Below are 20173 nucleotides of genomic sequence, written 5' to 3'. Positions count from 1 at the left end.
CGCCGGCAGCGTCATCACAGGAGTGCGAGCACCAACACCTGAGAGGCAATGATCTTGCCGATCATCGCGGTCGGGTAGACGGTGGCGTAGCCGCGGGCGGCCAATTCGGTGCCGGTCTGCTGGTTGAGGTAGCTCAACACCGCCGGGTTCGTGGACAGTCCGGCGGCCACACCCATCGCCTCATCCCACTTCAGCTTGAGCACCCACATGCCCACCAGCGCGCAGGCCAGCGCGGCGGCCAGCGTGACGATCATTCCCATGAGCAGGTACTTCAGCGAGGCGGGGTCCTGCATGGCGCCGCGGAAACCGGCGCCGGCCGACGTCCCCACCCCGGCCAGGAACAGCGACAGGCCCAGGGTGCTGATGGTCATGTTCGCGTGGAAGGGAATCTGCCAATTCATCCGGCCGGTGCGCCCCACCGCGCCGAGGATGAGACCGGCGACGATCGGCCCGCCGCCGAAGCCGAGGCTCAGCGAGGAGCCGCCGGGCAGCGGCACCGGGATCGCGCCCAGCAGCAAGCCCAACGTCAAGCCGAGGGCGAAGGGCAGCAGGTCGACGTTGCCCAGAGCGCGTTCCGAGTCGCCGAAGAAGCTCCGGGCCTGCTTGAGGTCGGGTTCCTGGGCGACCACCCGCACCCGGTCGGAGAGGTTGAGGGTGAAGTTCGGGCCCGGCACCATGTCGTTGTCGCCGCGGCGGACCCGGGCGATCATGAAGCCCTTTTCCGCCAGCTTGAGATCGCGCAGCGGCACGCCGGTGACCTCCGGGTTGGAGACGGACATGCGCGAGTAGGACAGGTCCGACTCGGCCAGGTCCAGGGGTACTTCCTCGCCGAGGACGGCGATGGCGGCGTCGAGGTCCGCCGGTTCCCCGTGCACGAGCAGGGTCATGCCCGGGCGGACGGGGCCGTCTTGGCGGGCCAGGGTGTGGGTGCCGTCGTCGTTGATGACGCGGGTGACGAGGATGGTCTGGCCGGTGAGTTCGCGCAGCTGCTCCATCCGGCCGTGGGCCTTGGGGTTGGTGATGTGCACGCCCTTCCACACCAGCTCGGCCGGCAGCAGGCCCACCTCGCGGGCGTCGTCTTCGTGGTTGACCTTGAGCACCGCCGCGCCGATGGCGCCGACGATAATCATGCCCAGCACCCCGCCCGGGTAGGCGAGGGAGTAGCCGACGACGGGCTCCTGGCGCAGCTCCTCCGGGACCATCTCCACGATGGCCGCCATGCCCGGCGTCGAGGACAACGCACCGGCGAAGGTACCCGCGCCAGTCATGGCCTCCAGCCCGAGCATGGGCACAAGCGCTATAGACAGCACCACCATGAGCACGATGACCACCGCGGTGAGCAGGTTTTGCTGCCACCCGCGGGAACGGAAGTCCCTAAAAAACGCCGGGCCGGCGGACAGCCCGATGACGTAGACGAACATCGCCAGGCCGATCTTGTAGACGAAGTCCGGGATGAGGATGTCCGGGTTCGCGGTGGATAAGCCCAGCGCGACGAAGAGCACCGCGGCGGCGCCGAGCGACACTCCGGCGACGTTGATCTTGCCTAACGCCAACCCCACCGTGAGGATTATTCCGAGGGCTAGCAGCGGCTGCGCTGCTAAAAATTCCAGGAATGCTTGCATGGGTACACGCGCTCACTTTCTTTCGGGGAGCGCGCACTTGGTGCTACCGGCGCAGCTCCCACGTCATAATCCGACGCTCGGAGTCGGGATTCTCGGCCACCGCCGTCGTGCGATCTAACGTCACTACAAGGTACTCGTGCGCGATGGATTCCACGAGTCCACCGCCCCACTCTGCGACAACGACGCTATCGGTGAGATCAGTGTCCAAGTCCAGCGCGTCGAGCTCGCCTACCGGGTCCCCGGACTCGCCGATGAGCCGGTAGGCGTCCACGTGGATGAGCGCCGGCCCGCCCACCGTCGACGGGTGCTCCCGGGCGATGACGAACGTCGGCGACGTCACCCGCCCGGATACCTTCATGCCCCGGGCGATGCCCTGCGTGAGCGTGGTCTTACCGGCGCCGAGCGGGCCGTCGAGGATGATGACATCCCCCGCCTGGCAGCTGCGGCCGAGTTGTTCGCCGAAGTCCTGCGTCTGTGCCGCCGTGTCCAGTTCCACTCGTCCGGTCTCGGGCCAGTTATGCATGATCGCCTCCCTCGTAGACGCGCTGGCTGCGCCCCTTGGGAAGGCACAGCGCCTCGTAATTAATGGTGCCGAGCGCGTCGGCCACCTCGTCGACCCCCGCCCCGCCGGGGCCGAAGAGGACGGCGGTGTCCCCGGGGCGCACGCCGTCGGAGTTGTCGCCCACGTTGACGACGATCTGGTCCATGCACACCCGTCCCACCTGCGGGTACCGGCGCTGCCCAATGGTCACCTCGACGTTGCCTTGCAGGCGCCGCGGCAGCCCGTCGGCGTATCCCACCGGGACGACGGCCGTGTGGGCGACGGCCGGGGCCTCGTAGGTCCAGCCGTAGCTCACATGGTCCCCGGGGTGGACGGTCTTCACCGCCACCACGTCGGCCTCCCACGTCATGGCGGGCTGCAGCTCTGCGGCGGGGGTAACGCCGGCGGCCATGGGGTTGAGGCCGTAGAGCGCCAGGCCTACCCGCACCTGCTCGAAGTGCAGGTCCGGGCGGGTAAGCGTGGCCGCGGAGTTCGCCAGGTGGTTGCGCGGCACCGCCAGGCCGGCGACGCGGGCGGCGTCGATCGCGCGTCGAAACGCCGCCGCCTGGGCGTCGGTGGCCGGGTGCTCGGGCTCGTCGGCACAGGCCAGATGGGACATCAGCCCGGTGACCCGCAGCTGCGGGTTCGCCGCGGCCAGGGCGAAGGCGTCGGCCCACTGGGATTCGTCAAGCCCGGAGCGGTGCATCCCCGTCTCCACCTTGAGGCAGACGTCGAGGCCCAGCCCCGAGGTGACGAGCGCCTGAAGGTGCTCAGGCGACGGCACCGCGAGTTCGATGCCGGCGGCCGCGGCGTCGGAAAGGTCGTCGCCTGTCTGCCACAGCCACGCCAGGATCGGTTCGGTGATGCCGGCGTCGCGCAGCTGCAGGGCCTCGGCGATGGTCGCCACCCCGAAGGCTTCGGCGCCGTAGTCGGCCATCGTCTTCGCCACGGCCACGGCGCCGTGGCCGTAGCCGTCGGCCTTGACCACGGCCATGAGCCGGGTGGTGGGGCCGAGCCGCCCGGCCAGGGTGCGGGTGTTGTGCGCGATCGCCGCGAGGTTGACGCGGACACGCAGTTGGGGCCTACTCATGGCCTCCTAGTCTAGGCCCGCTACTCCACCGTGACGGACTTGGCAAGGTTGCGCGGCTTGTCGATGTCCTCGTTGCCGCACTCGCGGGCGATGTACGCCGCCAGGAACTGCAGGGGAACGGTGGCCAGCAGCGGCTGCATGATCGTCGACGTCTGCGGCAGCCGCAGCAGCCAGTTCGCGTAGGGCTCCACCGCGGTATCGCCTTCTTCCGCGATGACGATGGTCTTCGCCCCGCGGGCCCGGATCTCTTGAATGTTGGACACGATCTTGGAGTGCAACACCTTCACCCCGCGCGGCGACGGCACGACGACGACCACGGGCAGGTCATCCTCAATAAGCGCGATCGGGCCGTGCTTGAGCTCGCCCGCCGGGAAACCCTCGGCGTGGATGTAGGCCAGCTCCTTGAGTTTCAGCGCGCCCTCCAAGGCCACCGGGTAGCCCACGTTGCGGCCCAAGAAGAGCATGGTCTTGATGGCGCCGAGGGTCTCGGCGATGTGCTTGGTGCCGGCCTCCACCGAAAGCAGCTGCTCGATCTTGCCTGGGATCTCCTCCAGCGTGTGCCAAATCTCGGCGATCTCGTCGGGATACTTCGTCCCCTTCGCCTGCGCCAGGGCCAGGCCGACGATGTAGTTGGCGGCCACCTGGGCTAAGAAGGCCTTGGTCGACGCCACGCCGATCTCCGGGCCGGCGTGGGTGTAGAGCACCGCGTCGGACTCGCGCGGGATCTGGGAGCCGTTGGTGTTGCACACCGCCAGCACCTTCGCGCCCTGGGACTTCGCGTGACGCACCGCTTCGAGGGTGTCCGCGGTCTCACCGGACTGGGACACCGCCAGGACCAGGGTGCGCTCGTCGAGCACCGGGTCGCGGTAGCGGAACTCGCTCGCCACCTCGATCTGCACCGGGATGCGCACCCAGTGCTCGATGGCGTACTTCGCCAACAACCCGGAGTGGTAGGCCGAACCGCAGGCCACGACGAACACCTGGTTGAACGCCTTGAGCTCGGCGTCAGAGATGGTGGACTCGTCGAGCACCACCCGGCCGCCGATGTAGTGCCCGGCCAGGGTATCGCGCACGGCAGCGGGCTGCTCGTGGATCTCCTTCATCATGAAGGAGTCAAACCCGCCCTTCTCCGCGGCCTCCAAATCCCAGTCGATGGTGAAGGGCTTACCCTGCGCCGGGTTGCCCTCGAAGTCGAGGATCTCATAGCCGTCGGCGGTGACGACGACCACGGTGTCCTGGCCCAGCTCCACCGCGTCCTTCGTGTGCTCGATGAACGCCGCCACGTCCGAACCGAGAAAGGTCTCGCCCTCGCCGACGCCGACGATGAGCGGCGTCGACCGCCGCGCCGCCACAATCTCCCCCGGCGCGTCCGCGTGGGTGAACAGCACGGTGAACGCGCCCTCTAAGCGGTTGAGTACCTTCAGCGCCGACGCCCGGAAGTCACCCGCGGTCTCCCCCTCGTTGTACGCCAGGGCCAACAGGTGCGGCGCGACCTCCGAGTCCGTCTCCGACTTCAGCTCGACGCCGGCGGCCTCAAGTTCCGCGCGCAGCGGGGCGAAGTTCTCAATAATCCCGTTATGCACGACCGCGGCGCGGCCATCGAAGGATAAATGAGGGTGCGCATTTTCATCCGTCGGCCGGCCGTGCGTCGCCCACCGGGTGTGGCCAATTGCCGTCGTTCCCGCCAGCGTCTCTCGGCCCACTTCGGCAATTTTGTCTTCCAGATTGGCTAACTTGCCGGCACGCTTCACCGACGTCAGCGTCGATTCACCATCCTGGCCAGCACCAACGACGGCGATGCCCGCCGAGTCATAGCCGCGGTACTCCATCCGACGCAGCGCATCAAGGGCAATATCCAAGGCCTCGCGGTGGCCTACATATCCGACAATTCCACACATGGGCACCACAATAAACGACGCATCACGGCTGTAGGGAGTTATCGCAGGACTTATCCACTATCGTGGTGGCTGTGTCTCCGAACTTGAATAAGCCCCTGTCGAAACTGTCCAAGCGCGGCCCGCACCGCGTGCTCGTCGGCGACCTCGCCTACGCCGGGATCGAGGGTAAGGTCTACACCCCCGCCGAGGGCGACGGGCTACCCGCGGTCGCCTTTGGGCATGACTGGCTTAAGTCCGTTAAGAATTACCACGCCACCCTGCGCCACCTCGCGAGCTGGGGAATCGTCGTCGGCGCCCCCGACACCGAGCGAGGCTTCTCCCCCGACCACGCCGGTTTCGCCGCCGATCTAGACTCCACCCTCCAAATCCTCGCCGGCGTCAAGCTCGGCCACGGCAACGCCACCGTCAACCCCGGCCGGCTCGGCGTCGTCGGGCACGGCATGGGCGGCGGCGCGGCGGTGCTCACCGCGGCGAACAACGACCGCGTGAAAGCCGTAGCGGCCCTCTTCCCCGCCGTCGTCACCCCCTCGGCCTACGACGCCGCCCCGGCCGTCGACGCCCCCGGGTTGATTATCGGCTCCCAGAAGGGCGAACTCTTCGGCGCCGGCAACCCCGCCAAGCTGGCTCACCACTTCGGCTCCGACGTGGTCTTCCGCGAGGTCGACGGCATGAACCAGCAAGGGTTCACGGAAGACACGCTGGTGAAGCTCACCGTGGGCATCGGGCTGCCGCAGACCGCCGGGCAGGAACGCGTCCGTGGCCTGCTCACCGGCTTCCTGCTGCACCAGCTCGCCCAGGACAACTCCTACGCGAACTTCTCCGACCCGGACGCGAGCGCGAAGAAGGTCGTTAGCTACACCCGCGACGAACTCGCGGAGCGGATCGCTTAGTGGCGCTCCGAGCGCAAAATGGACCGCCCACGCCCCCGCGGTCGGTTCCCGGGGCGACGCTCACGCCCGGCCGGTTGAGCAGCCAGCTCGGACAGCGCCCGCTCGGTGTGCTGCTCGACGTCAGCCTGGGCCACCGCCAGGACCTTCTCAAACTCTAAGAGGCGCTCACCAGTACGGCGGCGAAACTCCTGCAAGAACGCATCAAACTCGGTGCTCACCACGTGCCCGCCTTCCATGCTGTGCCCGCCCCGGAGGTAGCAGATGAGGCGGTATCCGTCGGCTCACTGGCTGGCGCCGGCGCGGGTTCGGGTGCAGGTGTAGGTGGCGGTGGGGCTACCGCGCCGGGTGGCGTCTCCACGGAAGGCTCCACGGCCGCCGGCCCCGCGGCCGCCGGCATCGACGCAGCCGACGCAACCGACGCCGCCGCGGCGGCCGGAGCCTGGCCGTGTTGTTCCAGCATCGTCGCCAGCTGCTCCAGACAGCCGGCCACGGCAACGTCCCGGTCCGTGCAGATCCCCACTCCCACCTCCAAGGTCTTGGCGATCACCGCGCTGCCTTGTTCAATCCCGGCCTTGAGCAGCCCCGCCAGCGGCGGTGCGACGACGGCCGCCGCGCCGATCACGGCGCTGAGCACACCCGCGAGGGAGCGCACCAGTGCCGTCGCCGCCTCGAGGGTCTCCACCACGGCTTCGGTGCAGTCGCGGTTCAGTCCCGTGAGAACCTCCGCGCAGTCGGTGGCGCTCGCGTGCAGGTCGTGGGCCTGGGCGCGCTCGCTCTCGTAGCCCGCCAGAGCGTCCACCAGCCCCTGGCTGAGCACGCCCTCGGCCACACCGGGCAGGACGGTGGTGGCGGTGTCACGCCAGCGGTCCGTCGCCAGGTCGTCTTGGCCGATGCCGGTGGCGTCGGCCACCGCTGTCACCAACACCTCCGGGTCGAGTCCCTCGATGGTGGAAAACGCCGTGCGCACGGCGTTGATCGGCAGCTCCAGGGCGGGGAAGGCGTCCCCGGCTACCGCGGCGAAGGTGGCAACGGCGTCGTCGAAGGCGTCGAAGACCGGCAGGTGTGTGTCGACGTTCATGCCCACCGCTCCCCGGCGCGGCGAAGGAGCGCGGACGTCGCCGCGTCTTGCTCGTCGAGGCGGTACACCACCGTCAGCGCCGCCTCGTGTTCTTCAGCGATGTCGCGCAGCCGGCGCACGCCGGCGTCGTGCAGCGCCTCAACGCCGGCCTGGAGGCGACGGCCGAGGAATTCAAAGCCCTCGCCGACGCTGGTGGCGGGCAGTTCCGGCGGATGAGCCCGCCGGTGCTGCTCTAGGCTGCGAGCCTGTTCAGCGAGTTCGCGCAGGCGCTGCTGTGCTAGCTCGGTGTCAACGTGGACATGGCTGGGCATGGGGTCACTCCTTATTAAGGGGTCGGTAACGGTACTAACTCCTTAGACCGCAACCGTCGCTGTTCGGTTCCCTCATGCTTTAACCAGCCCCGATGGGGCTATTTACACGGCGGTGACGACGGCGGCGATGCGCCCGGCGACCTTGCGGGCGAGTTCCTTGTCCGCGGCTTCGACCATGACGCGGAAGAGCTCTTCGGTGCCCGACGGGCGCAGCAGCACGCGGCCGGCGTCTCCCAGTTCCGCCTCGGCCTCCTGCTTCGCGGTGGCGACGGCGTCGCTGGCGAGGATGGCGGACTTGTCGGACACGGGGACGTTGATGAGCACCTGGGGAAGCACGGTCATGACGCTGGCGAGTTCCGCCAGGGTCTTGCCGGTCTTGGCCATGCGCTGCATGAGGTGCAGGCCGGTGAGGGTGCCATCGCCGGTAGTGCCGAACTCGGGGATGATGACGTGGCCGGACTGCTCGCCGCCGAGGGCGAACCCGCCGCGGTTGATCTCTTCGAGGACGTAGCGGTCGCCCACCTTGGTCTCGACGATGTTGATGCCCTCGCGCTGCATGGCGAGCTTGAGCCCCAGGTTGCTCATCACCGTGGTGACGAGGGTGTTGTGGCGCAGGTCGTTGTCGGCCTTGAAGCCGACGGCGAGGATGGCCATGATCTGGTCACCGTCGACGACGTTGCCGTCGGCGTCCACGGCGAGGCAGCGGTCGGCGTCGCCGTCATGGGCCAGGCCCAGGTCGGCGCCGTGCTCGACGACGGCGCGTCGGATGGCCTCCATGTGGGTGGATCCGCAGTTGTCGTTGATGTTGTACGTGTTGGGCTTGTTGAAGATGGGGATGACCTCGGCGCCGGCGGCCTGGTAGGCCAGCGGGGCCACGGCCGACGCCGCACCGTTGGCCGTGTCCACCACGACCTTGATGCCGCTGAGGCTGGTCTGCATGGACGCCGCGAGGTGGTCGAGGTAGCGCTGGCGGCCGTCGGGGGCTTCCTCAATAATGCGGCCGATGGCGGTGCCAGTGGGCCCTTCGGGGGTGAGCGAGTTCATGGCGGCTTCGATCTCGTCCTCCACGGCGTCGGGTAGCTTGTGCCCGCCGGCGGAGAAGAACTTAATGCCGTTGTCCGGCATGGGGTTGTGGGAGGCGGAGATCATGACGCCGATGTCGGCGCCGTAGGAATCGGTGAGATAGGCCAGGCCGGGGGTGGGCATGACCCCCACCCGCAGGACGTCGATGCCGCGGGACGCCATGCCGGCGGACATGGCCGCGGCGAGCATCTCTCCGGAGACTCGTGGGTCGCGCCCGATGAGCGCGGTCGGGCGGCGTTTGTGGGACCGCCGGCCGCGGGTGAGCACATCCGCGGCGGCCGCGCCGAGGCGCATCGCCAGCGGGGCGGTGAGGGTCTTGTTCGCCAGGCCGCGAACGCCGTCAGTTCCAAACAGTCGAGTCATGGGGCTGATTATGCCAGCCCGGGTGCGAGCTGCGGGAAACTAGGCGCCGAGCTCTCGGCGTCGTTGAGCGGCGTGCTCCAGCCGCGCCGCACGCACCTTCCGTTCCCTTTCAATGACGTCGTTGTACACCTTTTCCTCGCTTTTGCCCACGCCCAACAGGAGCCGTGCGCCGATCGGCACCGCGCTGGCCGCGACGAACGGTACCCAGAACCAAGTCCAGTCGTACACGAACAAGCCCAACATGAGAAGGGTGAAGCCGCACACGCTAGCGAGGCAATCCACGGCCTTAAGGATCTTGCCTTTGACGAGCAGAGAATCCAGCTCCTTGGCGGCGCGAGCCGACGTCGGGTCAGCCACGGCGATGGCTGTGGAGGTGGCTGGTTCGGCAGGCAGGTCGGCAAAGAGCGCGTCGAGGTCCGCGTCCCACACAGCGACCGCCGCGCGAGACGAGCGCTCGTCGAACTCCTCGGCGGTGAGGTAACCGTCGGCGAAGTACGTACCCAGCCGCTCTATGGCGGTGGAGCGCTCGTTAGTTCCAATACGACGCTCGCCCATCATTGCCCTCCGGCCGCTCCAGTGGTTGTGCCTACTTCACCTCGACGGTAGCACTGAACGGGGTGTTCGCCGAGGACGTGCCGACGTGCAGGGTGTAGGTGCCGGGTCGCACTGCGAAGGACTGGGCGTTGGCGTCCCACACGCCGAAGGGGTGGGAGGCAGAATTGAGCTCAAGCTTCACGACGGCGGTGGCGGTCTCGCCTGGTTTCACGTGAACCTTGTCGAATCCGACGAGGCGACGCGGCGGCTGGCCAGCAACCGGGATCTCGGCGTAGACCTGGACCACTTCGGCGCCGGCGCGGTCGCCGGTGTTGGTGACGTCCACGCTCACGGTGACGGTTCCGGCCACGGTGCCCGGCTCGCGCCCGGCGGTGGACCAGGTCTCCTCGACGCCGCTGCGCACGCCCTCGGCCGCAACGTCGAGGTTGTTCAGGGCGAAGGTGGTGTAGCTCAGGCCGTAGCCGAACTCGAACATCGGGGTGATGTCCTGAGCCTGGTACCAGCGGTAGCCCATTTCCAGGCCCTCGGAGTAGCGCATGACGGGGTAGCCGGCGCCTTCGTCGACGCCCGGGTAGCGCGACGGGTTACCCGCGTAACAGGTGTCGTCCTCGCTGACCGGATAGGTCATGGGCAGCTTGGCGGCGGGGTTGTGGTTGCCGAAGAGCACATCGGCGACGGCGTGGCCGTCCTCCTGGCCCTGGTTGAAGCACTCCAGGAGGGTGTGGGCCTTGTCCAGCCAGGGCATGAGCACCGGGTCGCCGTCCTTGAGCACGACGACGGTACGCGGGTTAACCCCGGCGAGGGCGTCGATGAGCTCGTTCTGGTGCTTCGGCAGGTTCATGTCCTTCTGGTCCGCGCCTTCGGTGGTGACCAGGCCGGCCATGATGAGCACGGTGCCGGCCGACGCCGCGGCCTCGGCGGCCTCGGCAAGGTTCGACATGTCATCGGCGACGGTGAAGACCTCCACGGTGTTGTCGGCGCCGAGCTCGGCGAGCACGTCGCGCAGGCCCTCGGCCGGGACGACCGGCTTGGTGGGGATGACCTGCGACGAGCCGCCGCCGCAGTTGCAGATCTGGTTGGCGAAGTCATCGATGCCGACGATGAGGATGGAACCCGAATCCTGGGGGGTAAGCGGCAGCAGCTGCTGTTCGTTCTTGAGCAGGACGATGACCTCGGCGGCGGCCTCGCGGGCGAAGGCGGAGCCAGCCGGGATGTCGATGCCGGTCTTGTCGAAGACCTCGTCGAACTGCCCGAAGCGGAACATCTGGGTGTAGCGGCGCACCAGCGCGCGGTCGATGGTGGCCATCTCGAGGATCCGCTGGTCCAGGGCGTGCTGGATGGACTCCATGTTCATCCAGTTGTGGTCCGGCATCTCGTGGTCCAGGCCGGCGTTGAGCGACTGCGCCGTCGAGCGCACGGCCCAGAAGTCCGATTGCACATAGCCCTCAAAGCCCCACTGCTCGCGCAGGACCTGGGTGAGCAGCCAGTAGTTCTCGCAGCCGTAGGTGCCGTTAATGCGCTGGTAGGAGCCCATGATGCAGGCGACGTCGCCGTCCTTGACGGTCATCTCAAAGGGCAGGAGGTACAGCTCGCGCATGACGTGTTCGTCGGCGCGGACGTCGTAGCGGAAGCGCTGCTCCTCCTCGTCGTTGAGCGCGTAGTGCTTCGCCTCGGCGATGATGCCGTTGGACTGGATGCCCTGGGTGACCTCCGCGCCCATCACGCCGGACAGGTACGGATCCTCGGAGAAGTACTCGAAGTTGCGCCCGCCGGTGGTGATGCGCGCCAGGCACATGCCGGGGGCTTCGAGCAGGTGCTGGCCCAGGGCGCGGGTCTCCTTACCCATGAAGGCGCCGTAGCGGCGGGCAAGGTTCTTATCGAAGGTGGCGGCCAGGCCCAGGGTGGCGGGCAGGGCCGTGGCTGGCGGCGACGGCACCCCGTCGCCCATGCCCACGCCGACGGGGCCGTTGGTGATGTTCAGCCGCGGAATGCTGAGCTCGTCGATGGGATCGGCGTGGCGCCAGACATTGAACTGGTCGACGTCGAAGTCTGCCATGTCGATGTTGTAGGGGTTGATGGTGGTCATCGCCCCGCCGAGCTGGTCTACTTTCTGCTCCAGCGTCATCTCGGCGACGAGTAACTCCGCGCGCTCCCGCGGCGATTTCGTGGTGTCCATCCAGGGTTGAGGCGGGGTGGTGTCCGCGGTCATGGGTTCTCCTTCGCGTCGACGGCGGAAATATTCCTTTATCTCAATCTACTAGGCTGACCAGGCCTGGGGAGGCGAGATGCGCGCAAGGCTGTGCGGAGAAAATCCCGCGACGGCGGCGAGAGCGCTGGGGCCCACACGGCGCGGATGGTGCGGGTGATGGTCAGCCCCACGACGTCGACGATCACCACCGACTGCGAGCGCACCGGGTGGGCGATGACAAACTCGCTGAGCACCGCCGGGCCGACGCCGGCGACCACCGAGCCGACGACCGCGGCGTTCGAGCTCACCTCCAGCGCCGGGGAGGCCACGTCCTTGACGTCGGCGGTGGCCATGGCCTGCTCGAAGGCGATGCGGGTTCCGGAGCCGGCTTCCCGCATGACCAGCGGCTCAGCGGCGAGCTCGGCCACGGAAATCCCGCGGCTGCGCCTAGCCCACGGGTGAGTGGGGGCGACGATGACCCGCAGCTGGTCGGTGACCACGCCGCGGGTGCTGAGATCGGGCACGTCGACGGGAGACTCGATGAAGCCAATGTCCACGCGGGATTCCCGCACCGCGGTGAGGGTATCGGCAGAGTTCGCCGCTCGCAGCTGGACGGAGACCTCCGGGTGGTCTGCGTGGTAGGTGCCGAGCCACCCGGGGGCTAAGAACTCGGCGACGGTCTGACTGGCGCCGACGACGAGTTGGCTTCCCGCCTCGATGGTCAAAGAGGTGACGGCGCGGTGGAACTCGTCCACGCCGTCGAGCACCGGCAGCGCCCACGCGGCGAGCAGCTTGCCCTTTTCGCTCAAGACGGACCCGCGCGGCGAGCGTTCCACCAGGCGAAAGCCCAGCTGGCGTTCCCATCGGCCCAGCGAGCGGGAGGCGTTGGATTGCGCAAGCCCGAGCTGGGCGGCGGCCAGGGTGAGCGACCCCGTTGATTCGATGAGCGTCACTAATCGCAGCATCCGCAGGTCCACCTCAGGAGTCATGTAGGAATGATATAACGCTATGGCATAGCGAGTCTTCCCTTTGCTTACATCGATCGTCACACTTTTAAGCGTGCCTATGCCCGATACACCCATTACCCCCGCTATGCCCGATCCCAACACCGCTGCCGCCGATGACACCGAGCTGATCCCCCATAACGGTGCGGACAACGTCGTGCAAACCCACCAGCAGCCCCGGCCCGGATTCGCCGCCCACGTCCTGCGGCTCATCCCCGGAATCCTGCTCTGCGTCGCCGGCACCGGTATCGCCCTCGGCATCAACCGGCTCATCCCCGCCATGTCGGTCATGCTCGCCGCCATCGTGCTTGGGGCCGTCCTCGCCAACACCACCGGCGTCTTCGCCCGAGGCCACGAAGGCGTGGGCTTCGCCGCCAAGCACCTGCTGCGAGCCGGCATCGTCCTGCTCGGCCTCCAGGTCGTCGTCTCCGACGTCCTCGCCCTCGGCGTGCCCATGCTGCTCACCGTCGCGGCCGTCGTCGGCATCGGCGTCGTCGCCACCATCGCCATCGGCAAGGCCATGGGCATCGAGCCCCGACTCGTCATGCTCATCGCCTGCGGCTTCTCCATCTGCGGCGCCGCCGCCATCGCCGGGGCCCAGACCATCATCAAGGGCTCGAAGGCCCAGGTAGCCGCCGGCCTGGCGCTCGTCGTCGCCTTCGGTACCGCCATGATCCCGCTCATTCCGGCGCTCGGCGCCGCCCTCGGCCTGTCCGAAGAGGCTATCGGCGCGTGGGCCGGCGCCAGCATCCACGAGGTCGCCCAGGTCGTGGCCGCCGCCGGCACCCTCGGCGACGCCTCCTCGCCGGCGATGAAAATCGCCGTCATCACCAAGCTGTCCCGCGTCATCCTGCTGGCCGTGGTCATCATCGGCCTCGGCGCGTACCTCAGCCGCACCAACACCGACGCCGGCGAGGCCAAGCCCGCCCTCATGCCCGGCTTCGTCGCCGGCTTCATCGGCATGGTGGTCATCGCCTCCATCGACCGCTACGTCGGCGTTCTGCCCGAGGTGGCCTACAGCGTGGCGAAGTTCGCCCAGTCGGTGCTGCTGGCCATGGCCATGTTCGCGCTCGGATGCGGCGTCAACCTCAAGGAACTGCGCACCATCGGCGGCAAGCCCATCATCCTCGCGGCCACGTCCACCCTCATCGTCACCCTCATCGGCCTCGCCGGAGCGCTCGTGACGTTCTAGGCGGTGCGGCGCCGAGGCGCATAAGGGCCATGTGCAGCCCTCACCGGGGGAGATAAACGGCTCTTCACAATTGAGGGTGTAGCACGGGCCTGAACCCGTCAGCCTCCAGCAGGCTACGGGCGATGTAGTGCGTGAGGTTGCGAAACCCCAAGGCGATACCACGCAGGTGCTCCAACCGCCCGTTGATCGCCTCAGTCGGGCCGTTGCTCGAGCCAGGACGATCGAAAAATGCCAGGATGTCCTCCCGCCGCTTCGTCAAAGTCCGGCCAAGACGAACCACCTCGACCAACCCACGAGGAACCCCCGAAGCGGTCTGGGTTGGTGAGAGGGCATGATGCAACACAGGAGCAAGATCATGGCTACCAGCCCTTATGACCAGGAGACCCGGGATAGGGTCGTGAGAATGTACCTCGACGAGCTCGAAGCCGGCGCTGAGACCAAGGCCGCTGCGCTTCGCGCGGTCTCCGCAGTCACCGGAGTAAAGAGGCTCTTCACCGTTGAGGGTGTAGTAGGGGTCTGAACCCGCCAGCCTCAATTGTGAAGAGCCAGTTTGATACGGTGGAGGGATGAGCGGCTACAGCGGGCTAACAGCAGATATTGCTATCCAACTCTTGGAGAGCGGTGAAAGCCAAGCAGCTATTGCAAGGGAGTTTGGCGTAACCCAACAGTATGTTTCCAAGATTCTGAAGGGCGCGGGTTACGTTTACGTTACCCCTAGTAAGTTCGTGGCCGAGAACATGCCATGGGATGTTCCTACCGAATGGCGGAACGCAACCATCCACAACAGTATCAGGCTTATGGCCTTTTGGAACATGGACCATGAACTTATAAAAGGTGAGGCTGTTGGCAAGCTATCCCGTTTTCTCAATAAGCTAATTGTGTTCAATCAAGTGGTTGATTTTAACCTGAACTATCCGCCGATTAAAGGTTTGAACAGCAAGCCTGGTTTCGCCTACGTGCCACGCACACCGGAAGACGAAGGCATGGCTATCAAAATCCGTCCCGGAATCCGACTCACAGCGGAAGGGAGGAAATTATGGGCCATGCCGAAAGAACTGCCCGAAGGTATCTAAATGCGGCACCAACGCCACACCCTATACAGCCGCAATAAGACAATTCATACCCTGAGACATAAGGACGATGAACGCCTACCACTTCCCGACGGGGGTGACGGGGGCACGCGGTAACACTGAGACAGTTCGCATTTGGGCACCTAAACAAAAGGTACCATAAACTCGAATACACAGATCAGTCTCACAAAGAAACACCTACAATAGGTGCCCATACGCTTTCAAGCTAGCCGGAGTCGATCAAGTGTGACAACGCCCCGCATCGTGGTTATCCCTGTTATGTATCAGGACTTCAGTGACAGTTCCGCCTCAAGACATGTGTGACACAACCGGCTAGGGAGGGTGTGACACGTCGGCTTGGATCGATCGGGTGACCAAACGCGTAGAACCCATCGATCCGAAGATCCGCTTAGCGATTGCGTCGTGGCCCGAAGACGCCGAACGAGGCGCGGTGAGCGCGTTCTGCGCTGCCCATGGCATCTCCCGCCAGACCTTCTACAGGCTACCTTCACGCGCTGTATCCGAAGGCCCAAACGCGATCCTGGAGCCGAAATCCAGGCGTCCTCACACCAGCCCAACCAAGCTCGACGAAGCGATCAACGACCACGCCGCGGCTTAACGACGCGCTCTTGACGCCTCCGGGCTGGATTGCGGTCCGATCTCGGTGCACGACGCAAGTCCCACGCCAGGTGGATCATCGATGACTCTCAGCTTGTGTCACTGATGTCGTGAGACAAAACTATCACACATGTCTTGAGACATCACAGCCCGCTTGCATCTTAGGTAAACTAGGCGCTGTAGCAACAGTTATCTAGGAGTGCGAGTGACATGAGCGGGCTAACGCCAGAGCTAGTGATGCAACTAATGGAAGCCGGTGAGTCTCAAGCGGCTATCGCTAGGGCGTTCAAGGTTTCGCGGCAGTATGTCCATAAGCTCGCTAAGCAGGGTGGGCACGAGACTTCACAACGATTGAGCGATTATGTTTCGAGGCATTTTCCCTGGGATATAATTCCGGAGGCAAACCACTCCACTTTGCACCAGAACATTCGGCTTTTAGCCTTGTGGAACCTGGACCAAAGTGCATTGGAACGTGGCGGCAGGTTGAAACTGAGAGCCTTTCTGAATAAACTTAACGGTTTTCAGCAGGTTGTTGATTATAACCCGAATTATAAAGCAGTTAAAGGCCTGAATAACAAGCCTGGTTTCGCTTACGTGCCACGCACCCCCGAAGATGAAGGCATGGCCATCAAAATCCGCCCCGGTATTCGACTCACCGACGAAGGGAGGAAGCTATGGGCCATGCCGAAAGAACTACCCGAAAGTATCTAAATGCGGCACAAGCAATACACACAGCACCACCACCATTTAGAATTTTCCCTTGGTGATCTCCCTCAGCGCGTCGGCTTCGACGACTTTGTCGGCGAGGAGGCGTTTGAGGGTGGCGGTTTCTTCCTTCAAGGCTTTGAGCTGCTTGGCGGCGTCGATGTCCATGCCGCGGTACTTTTTACGCCAGTTGTACAAGGGCGCGGCGGAGACCCCGAGTTGGGCGGCGATCTGGCCGCTGGAGGCTCCGGTAGCGGCGAGTTCATCGGCGGTGTTCAGCGCCCGGATGAGGTCCTCGGGTGAGCGGCGTTTCTTGGTGGCCATGGTGGTCGTCTTTCTTGTTGGGACGTGCCCTCCACGCTGTGGGTACGTCGATTGTCATCGACTCTGATCCAGCCTGGTCCTGAAAACTGTGCACCCCTCACCGGGTCTCCTGGTCATAAGGGCTGGTAGCCATGATCTTCCTCCTGTGTTGCATCATGCCCTCTCACCAACCCAGACCGCTTCACCTGGGTTAAGGTCATGGTGCCATACATGCCCGCAGTTGGTGCACTGGTAGCGGCGTAGTCGGATGTGCAAGGTGCTCGGTCGCCATCCGAAAGGGGATGTGAGCAAGCGTGCGGATGATGCTGTCGCGGGCTCGGCCAGGGCATCCGCACCGGTGGCACCGGTCGTCCAGGTTGGTTGGTAGGCATAGCAGGGCCGCTTCCTCGCCGCCGAGACGCCAAAGCAGCCGAACAGATCAATCCAGAACCGCTGGGCGCTCTTCTGCTCCTCGCCAGTCAGGCCCTGCTGCTTCCAGTCAGCAATCTCCTGGGACCAGTAGCTCTGAAAAGACCTCAGGTTCCGAACCATCACATCCCGGCTAAGAGTCATGACCTCAAAGCTATCACCGGCAACACACGCAGCGACGCCGCGCCGAGGACGAATCCTCGAGGCGCGGCGTCGAACAGCTTGCGGAAGAAGCGAAGCTTAACGCTTGGAGTACTGCGGGGCGCGGCGGGCCTTGTGCAGACCGGCCTTCTTGCGCTCGACGGCACGAGCGTCGCGGGTCAGGAAGCCAGCCTTCTTCAGGGCCGGGCGATCCGCCGGGTTGTAGATGTTCAGGGCGCGGGCGATGGCCAGGCGCAGGGCACCGGACTGGCCGGTCGGGCCGCCGCCACCGATGTTGGCCTTGATGTCGAACTGGCCTTCACGATCAAGCAGCGCCAGCGGGGACAGGATGTCCTGCTGGTGGACCTTGTTCGGGAAGTAGTTCTCCAGGGTGCGGCCGTTGATGGTGATCTCGCCGGTGCCCGGCTTGAGCACGATGCGGGCGATGGCGCGCTTACGGCGGCCAACGGTCTGGATCGGGCCTTCGTGGACGATCGGGGCGACCTCTTCGACCTCGGCCTCAGCCTCGAAGGAGTCACCGATGGTGTAGGAGAAGTCCTCGGCAGCGGCCTGAGCGGCGGCGATGTCCTCGGCGGAGGCCACGTTCTCCTCGACGGCCTCGTTGGTGATGTTGGCGTCGGTCATTACTGGGTCACCTGCTTGAACTCGAAGGTCTCGGGCTGCTGGCCACCGTACGGGTGCTCGGCACCGACGAAGACGTGCAGCTTCTTGATGGAGGCGCGGGAGAGCTTGTTGTGCGGCATCATGCCCTTGATGGCTTCCTCGATGACGCGCTCCGGGCGGGTGTCGAGAGCCTGACCCAGGGTCATGGACTTCAGACCACCCGGGTAGCCGGAGTGGCGGTAGCGCATCTCGCGATCACGCTTGTTAGAGGAGATGTGGATCTTCTCGGCGTTGATCACGATGACGTGATCGCCGGTGTCCACGTTCGGCGCGAACTGGGGCTTGTGCTTGCCGCGCAGCAGGTCAGCTGCGGTGGAAGCAAGCTTGCCCAGCACCACGTCGGTCGCGTCGATGACGTACCACTTACGGGTAATGTCACCGCTCTTCGGGTGGTAAGTAGACATGCATGACTCCTTGAAAGTCTGTCTAGAAGGTGCTGCCGGCCTAGTCACGCGCCCACCCTCACCTGCGGCGACGGCGGCCGGTGGAGACCCGTCGACGCATCCAAAAACCAGGTGGACACAGGCCAACAACCCTACGCCACCACCTGCTGACATGGCAAAACGCCACCTGAGTCCAGGTGGCGTTCGTGGCCGTGGCAGCCGGGTGGGACCAACCCGCAATGCGTCGTGCCCCTGACGCGGTTGTGCTTGTTCGGTGTGTGGGGGATTCGGCCCCGCCCTTACCGCGCGGCGAGCGTTAGTTCCAGGACCTCGCGGCGGCCTGATTGATGTCGGACATGGCGGTGTTGCCCTCAGACAGCGCTTGGGTGATGGACTGCAGGATGATGTTGAGCTCGGCCGCGGCCGCGTCCCACTCTGCCTGGCGGGCCTGGTAGGCCTCCGAGGAGTCGCCTTCCCACGTGTCCACCATGGGACGCAGGTCCGCCTTGAGGGCGTCGAGCTCGGAGCCGATGCGCCCGGCGGTGGTGCGGATGTCGCCGGCGACGCTGTCGATCTCGCCGAATTGGTACTTGATGAAGCTCATGAGTGTGTGCCTTTCGAGGTATCGGGGTGTGACTACAGCGCCAGCCCGGCGCCGGCGGAGTTGAGGGACTGGGCGTGCGAGGCCTCCACGTCGGAGAAGTGGTGGGCGTTGCCGCGGATGTTGTCGGCGATGGCGGTGAGCGCGTCCTGGAGCTTGTGCGCGTTGACGTCGTAGCGCTGCATGATGTCGTCGAAGCTGCGCTGGGCGTCGCCGGCCCACACGGCCTGCACGTCGGCGACCCGGCCGCGGATGCGGGACAGTTCGGCTTGCACGTTGGCATTGACGGCGTCGACCTTGCCGGCCGTCGCGATCATGACCTCGGCTTCGGTGTTGAACAACTGGCTCATCGGATTAAGGACCTTTCTGGTGTGCTGGGTAGTGGACAGTGAGCCGCGGTGTCGGTGTGCGCCTCACTATTCTTCGACTGGCTGTTAGCCGATTGGGTTCCATCTATGAATGGGTGAGTGTGTCGCGGGCCATCTCGCACGCCCGCTGGCCGGCGACGCTGGGCTGGCGGCGGTAGTGGCAGCCGACGACGAGCTGGTTCTCGCCCTCAAACCACGTGTGCCACGCCACCTGCGAGCCGTCGCCGGGCAGCTCCGCGTAGGAGAAGGACTCCGCGGCCCGCTCGGGGGCGATGAGTTGCGGGTCGGCGTCGACGTCGAGGGCCAGCTGGTCGAGCACCTGCTCCGGCGCCCCGCCAGCCGGCTGGACCACGAGGTGCAGGCGCGTGTCCGGGTCCGGGCCGGTGGCCACGACGGTCCCGGCGTCCCCGGCGGCGAGCTGATAGCCCTCCGGCAGGGTGACCTTGACTGCGTCGAGGGTGAGCGTCTCCGTCGGCTCCGCCGAGGGCGAGGGCGAGGGCGACGCCGGCGGTTCGGCTGCCTTGGCCTCCGAGCTCTGCGCCGGCGGTGGTGAGCTCACCACCGCGCTGTCGGCGGTGTCGGGCGCGGTCACACGCCCCCACACCACCACCGCCACCACCCCGAGCGCGAATAGCGCCGCCACCGCCGCGGCCAGGAGAACCCACCGTCGGCGCTGCTCACCCGGGGTTTCCTCCGCCACGGCGGTGTCCTCGCCGGCCTCCACTGCCCCGACGGCGCGGGCGACGACCGTCGCCGGGTCCTCCCCCACGCCGAGCGCGTCAATAACCCGCACCCCCTCGTCGAGCAACCACTCGTTAAGCTGCTCGGCGGCGTCGGCGGAAGCATCAATGGTGACGGTGACCTCGGGCCAGTGGGTGCCGGCCAGGGCGGCGATCTGCTCGACGACCGCGTCGCGCGCCCACCCTTCGGCGTAGCTGGCGCCGGGCAGGTCGTAGCGGTACACGACGTCGTCGGGACCCACCCCGTCGAACACCGTGGCCGAATCGAAGACGGTGACGTGCAACGTCGGCCGGGAAACCTCCGTAAGGGACATGC

General features: G+C 66.0%; 23 protein-coding genes and 2 pseudogenes. 6 read left to right on the top strand and 19 right to left on the bottom strand.

Annotation, left to right across the window (positions count from 1 at the left end):
- Positions 1 to 14: 14 nt before the first annotated feature.
- The 4 genes from CUTER_RS02025 to glmS are packed head-to-tail and all read right to left on the bottom strand — an operon-like array spanning position 15 to position 5151.
- Entirely contained in the window at positions 15 to 1622 is a 1608-nt protein-coding gene (locus CUTER_RS02025) for an aspartate:alanine exchanger family transporter (RefSeq protein ID WP_047259023.1), read from the bottom strand.
- A 43-nt stretch (positions 1623 to 1665) separates the two neighbouring features.
- The gene (gene tsaE, locus CUTER_RS02020) at positions 1666 to 2145 is read right to left on the bottom strand and encodes a tRNA (adenosine(37)-N6)-threonylcarbamoyltransferase complex ATPase subunit type 1 TsaE (RefSeq protein ID WP_047259022.1); all 480 of its coding nucleotides are present in this window, start codon (positions 2143 to 2145) and stop codon (positions 1666 to 1668) included.
- Positions 2138 to 3253: an alanine racemase gene (gene alr / locus CUTER_RS02015; protein ID WP_047259021.1), complete on the bottom strand. Its 1116-nt coding sequence runs from the start codon at positions 3251 to 3253 to the stop codon at positions 2138 to 2140. Before alr ends, tsaE begins: the two co-directional genes overlap by 8 nt.
- Positions 3254 to 3273: 20 nt before the next feature.
- The gene (gene glmS, locus CUTER_RS02010) at positions 3274 to 5151 is read right to left on the bottom strand and encodes a glutamine--fructose-6-phosphate transaminase (isomerizing) (RefSeq protein WP_082121229.1); all 1878 of its coding nucleotides are present in this window, start codon (positions 5149 to 5151) and stop codon (positions 3274 to 3276) included.
- Positions 5152 to 5222: 71 nt separating this feature from the next.
- Between glmS and CUTER_RS02005 the strand changes: the two genes are divergently transcribed.
- On the top strand, positions 5223 to 6041 hold the full coding sequence (locus tag CUTER_RS02005) for a dienelactone hydrolase family protein (RefSeq protein ID WP_047260514.1): 819 nt from the start codon (positions 5223 to 5225) through the stop codon (positions 6039 to 6041).
- Here the strand turns inward: CUTER_RS02005 and CUTER_RS02000 are convergent.
- The 7 genes from CUTER_RS02000 to CUTER_RS11540 form a co-directional block, all read right to left on the bottom strand.
- Entirely contained in the window at positions 6038 to 6259 is a 222-nt protein-coding gene (locus CUTER_RS02000; RefSeq protein ID WP_144412230.1) for a hypothetical protein, read from the bottom strand. The two genes, CUTER_RS02005 and CUTER_RS02000, sit on opposite strands and share 4 nt — an antisense overlap.
- Entirely contained in the window at positions 6256 to 7119 is an 864-nt protein-coding gene (locus CUTER_RS01995) for a hypothetical protein (RefSeq protein ID WP_047259018.1), read from the bottom strand. The genes CUTER_RS02000 and CUTER_RS01995 overlap by 4 nt, the downstream gene beginning before the upstream one ends.
- Complete coding sequence (locus CUTER_RS01990; RefSeq protein ID WP_047259017.1) at positions 7116 to 7430, bottom strand: hypothetical protein; 315 nt, start codon at positions 7428 to 7430, stop codon at positions 7116 to 7118. Before CUTER_RS01990 ends, CUTER_RS01995 begins: the two co-directional genes overlap by 4 nt.
- 102 nt (positions 7431 to 7532) lie before the next feature.
- Positions 7533 to 8876, bottom strand: a complete 1344-nt coding sequence (gene glmM / locus CUTER_RS01985; protein WP_047259016.1) for a phosphoglucosamine mutase — start codon at positions 8874 to 8876, stop codon at positions 7533 to 7535.
- Positions 8877 to 8915: 39 nt separating this feature from the next.
- The gene (locus CUTER_RS01980) at positions 8916 to 9434 is read right to left on the bottom strand and encodes a DUF1707 SHOCT-like domain-containing protein (RefSeq protein WP_052843985.1); all 519 of its coding nucleotides are present in this window, start codon (positions 9432 to 9434) and stop codon (positions 8916 to 8918) included.
- Positions 9435 to 9462: 28 nt separating this feature from the next.
- On the bottom strand, positions 9463 to 11640 hold the full coding sequence (locus CUTER_RS01975) for a beta-glucosidase family protein (RefSeq protein WP_047259015.1): 2178 nt from the start codon (positions 11638 to 11640) through the stop codon (positions 9463 to 9465).
- Positions 11641 to 11675: 35 nt separating this feature from the next.
- Positions 11676 to 12608: a LysR substrate-binding domain-containing protein gene (locus CUTER_RS11540; RefSeq protein WP_047259014.1), complete on the bottom strand. Its 933-nt coding sequence runs from the start codon at positions 12606 to 12608 to the stop codon at positions 11676 to 11678.
- Between the two features lie 76 nt (positions 12609 to 12684).
- Here CUTER_RS11540 and CUTER_RS01965 point away from each other — a divergent pair, with 76 nt between their 5' ends.
- Positions 12685 to 13815, top strand: a complete 1131-nt coding sequence (locus CUTER_RS01965) for a YeiH family protein (RefSeq protein ID WP_082121226.1) — start codon at positions 12685 to 12687, stop codon at positions 13813 to 13815.
- Positions 13816 to 13879: 64 nt separating this feature from the next.
- Here CUTER_RS01965 and CUTER_RS01960 read toward each other — a convergent pair.
- Positions 13880 to 14125 (bottom strand): annotated as a pseudogene (locus CUTER_RS01960) (transposase); the annotation flags it as partial.
- Between the two features lie 45 nt (positions 14126 to 14170).
- On the opposite strand from CUTER_RS01960, the gene CUTER_RS11710 reads away from it, so the two are divergent.
- The 4 genes from CUTER_RS11710 (at position 14171) to CUTER_RS10975 (ending at position 16214) form a co-directional block, all read left to right on the top strand.
- Complete coding sequence (locus CUTER_RS11710; protein ID WP_158408109.1) at positions 14171 to 14335, top strand: hypothetical protein; 165 nt, start codon at positions 14171 to 14173, stop codon at positions 14333 to 14335.
- Positions 14336 to 14381: 46 nt separating this feature from the next.
- Positions 14382 to 14888, top strand: coding sequence for a helix-turn-helix domain-containing protein (locus tag CUTER_RS10980; protein ID WP_052843982.1), 507 nt, complete (start codon positions 14382 to 14384; stop codon positions 14886 to 14888).
- Between the two features lie 367 nt (positions 14889 to 15255).
- Positions 15256 to 15504: a helix-turn-helix domain-containing protein gene (locus CUTER_RS11535; RefSeq protein ID WP_158408108.1), complete on the top strand. Its 249-nt coding sequence runs from the start codon at positions 15256 to 15258 to the stop codon at positions 15502 to 15504.
- A 209-nt stretch (positions 15505 to 15713) separates the two neighbouring features.
- On the top strand, positions 15714 to 16214 hold the full coding sequence (locus CUTER_RS10975) for a helix-turn-helix domain-containing protein (protein WP_052843981.1): 501 nt from the start codon (positions 15714 to 15716) through the stop codon (positions 16212 to 16214).
- A gap of 36 nt (positions 16215 to 16250) precedes the next feature.
- Here the strand turns inward: CUTER_RS10975 and CUTER_RS01940 are convergent, their stop codons facing one another.
- The 7 genes and pseudogenes from CUTER_RS01940 to CUTER_RS01915 all read right to left on the bottom strand — a co-directional run bounded on the left by CUTER_RS01940 (position 16251) and on the right by CUTER_RS01915 (position 20171).
- Positions 16251 to 16532 carry a transposase gene (locus CUTER_RS01940; protein ID WP_047259011.1) on the bottom strand — a complete coding sequence of 94 codons (282 nt, stop codon included), beginning with the start codon at positions 16530 to 16532 and terminating at the stop codon, positions 16251 to 16253.
- Positions 16533 to 16724: 192 nt separating this feature from the next.
- Positions 16725 to 16929, bottom strand: a pseudogene (locus tag CUTER_RS11785) (ISL3 family transposase); the annotation flags it as partial.
- A gap of 251 nt (positions 16930 to 17180) precedes the next feature.
- On the bottom strand, positions 17181 to 17726 hold the full coding sequence (gene rpsI, locus CUTER_RS01935) for a 30S ribosomal protein S9 (protein ID WP_047259010.1): 546 nt from the start codon (positions 17724 to 17726) through the stop codon (positions 17181 to 17183).
- Positions 17726 to 18169: a 50S ribosomal protein L13 gene (gene rplM, locus CUTER_RS01930; RefSeq protein WP_047259009.1), complete on the bottom strand. Its 444-nt coding sequence runs from the start codon at positions 18167 to 18169 to the stop codon at positions 17726 to 17728. Before rplM ends, rpsI begins: the two co-directional genes overlap by 1 nt.
- 295 nt (positions 18170 to 18464) lie before the next feature.
- Complete coding sequence (locus CUTER_RS01925; RefSeq protein WP_047259008.1) at positions 18465 to 18752, bottom strand: WXG100 family type VII secretion target; 288 nt, start codon at positions 18750 to 18752, stop codon at positions 18465 to 18467.
- Positions 18753 to 18784: 32 nt separating this feature from the next.
- Positions 18785 to 19099, bottom strand: a complete 315-nt coding sequence (locus CUTER_RS01920; RefSeq protein WP_047259007.1) for a WXG100 family type VII secretion target — start codon at positions 19097 to 19099, stop codon at positions 18785 to 18787.
- A 103-nt stretch (positions 19100 to 19202) separates the two neighbouring features.
- Complete coding sequence (locus CUTER_RS01915) at positions 19203 to 20171, bottom strand: type VII secretion-associated protein (RefSeq protein WP_047259006.1); 969 nt, start codon at positions 20169 to 20171, stop codon at positions 19203 to 19205.
- Between the last annotated feature and the right edge of the window lie 2 nt (positions 20172 to 20173).

Origin of the sequence: Corynebacterium uterequi, from assembly GCF_001021065.1 — a bacterium.
GTDB lineage: Bacteria > Actinomycetota > Actinomycetes > Mycobacteriales > Mycobacteriaceae > Corynebacterium > Corynebacterium uterequi.
Note: the sequence above shows the minus strand (reverse complement) of the source record. Positions and strands in the feature narration are given on the sequence as shown.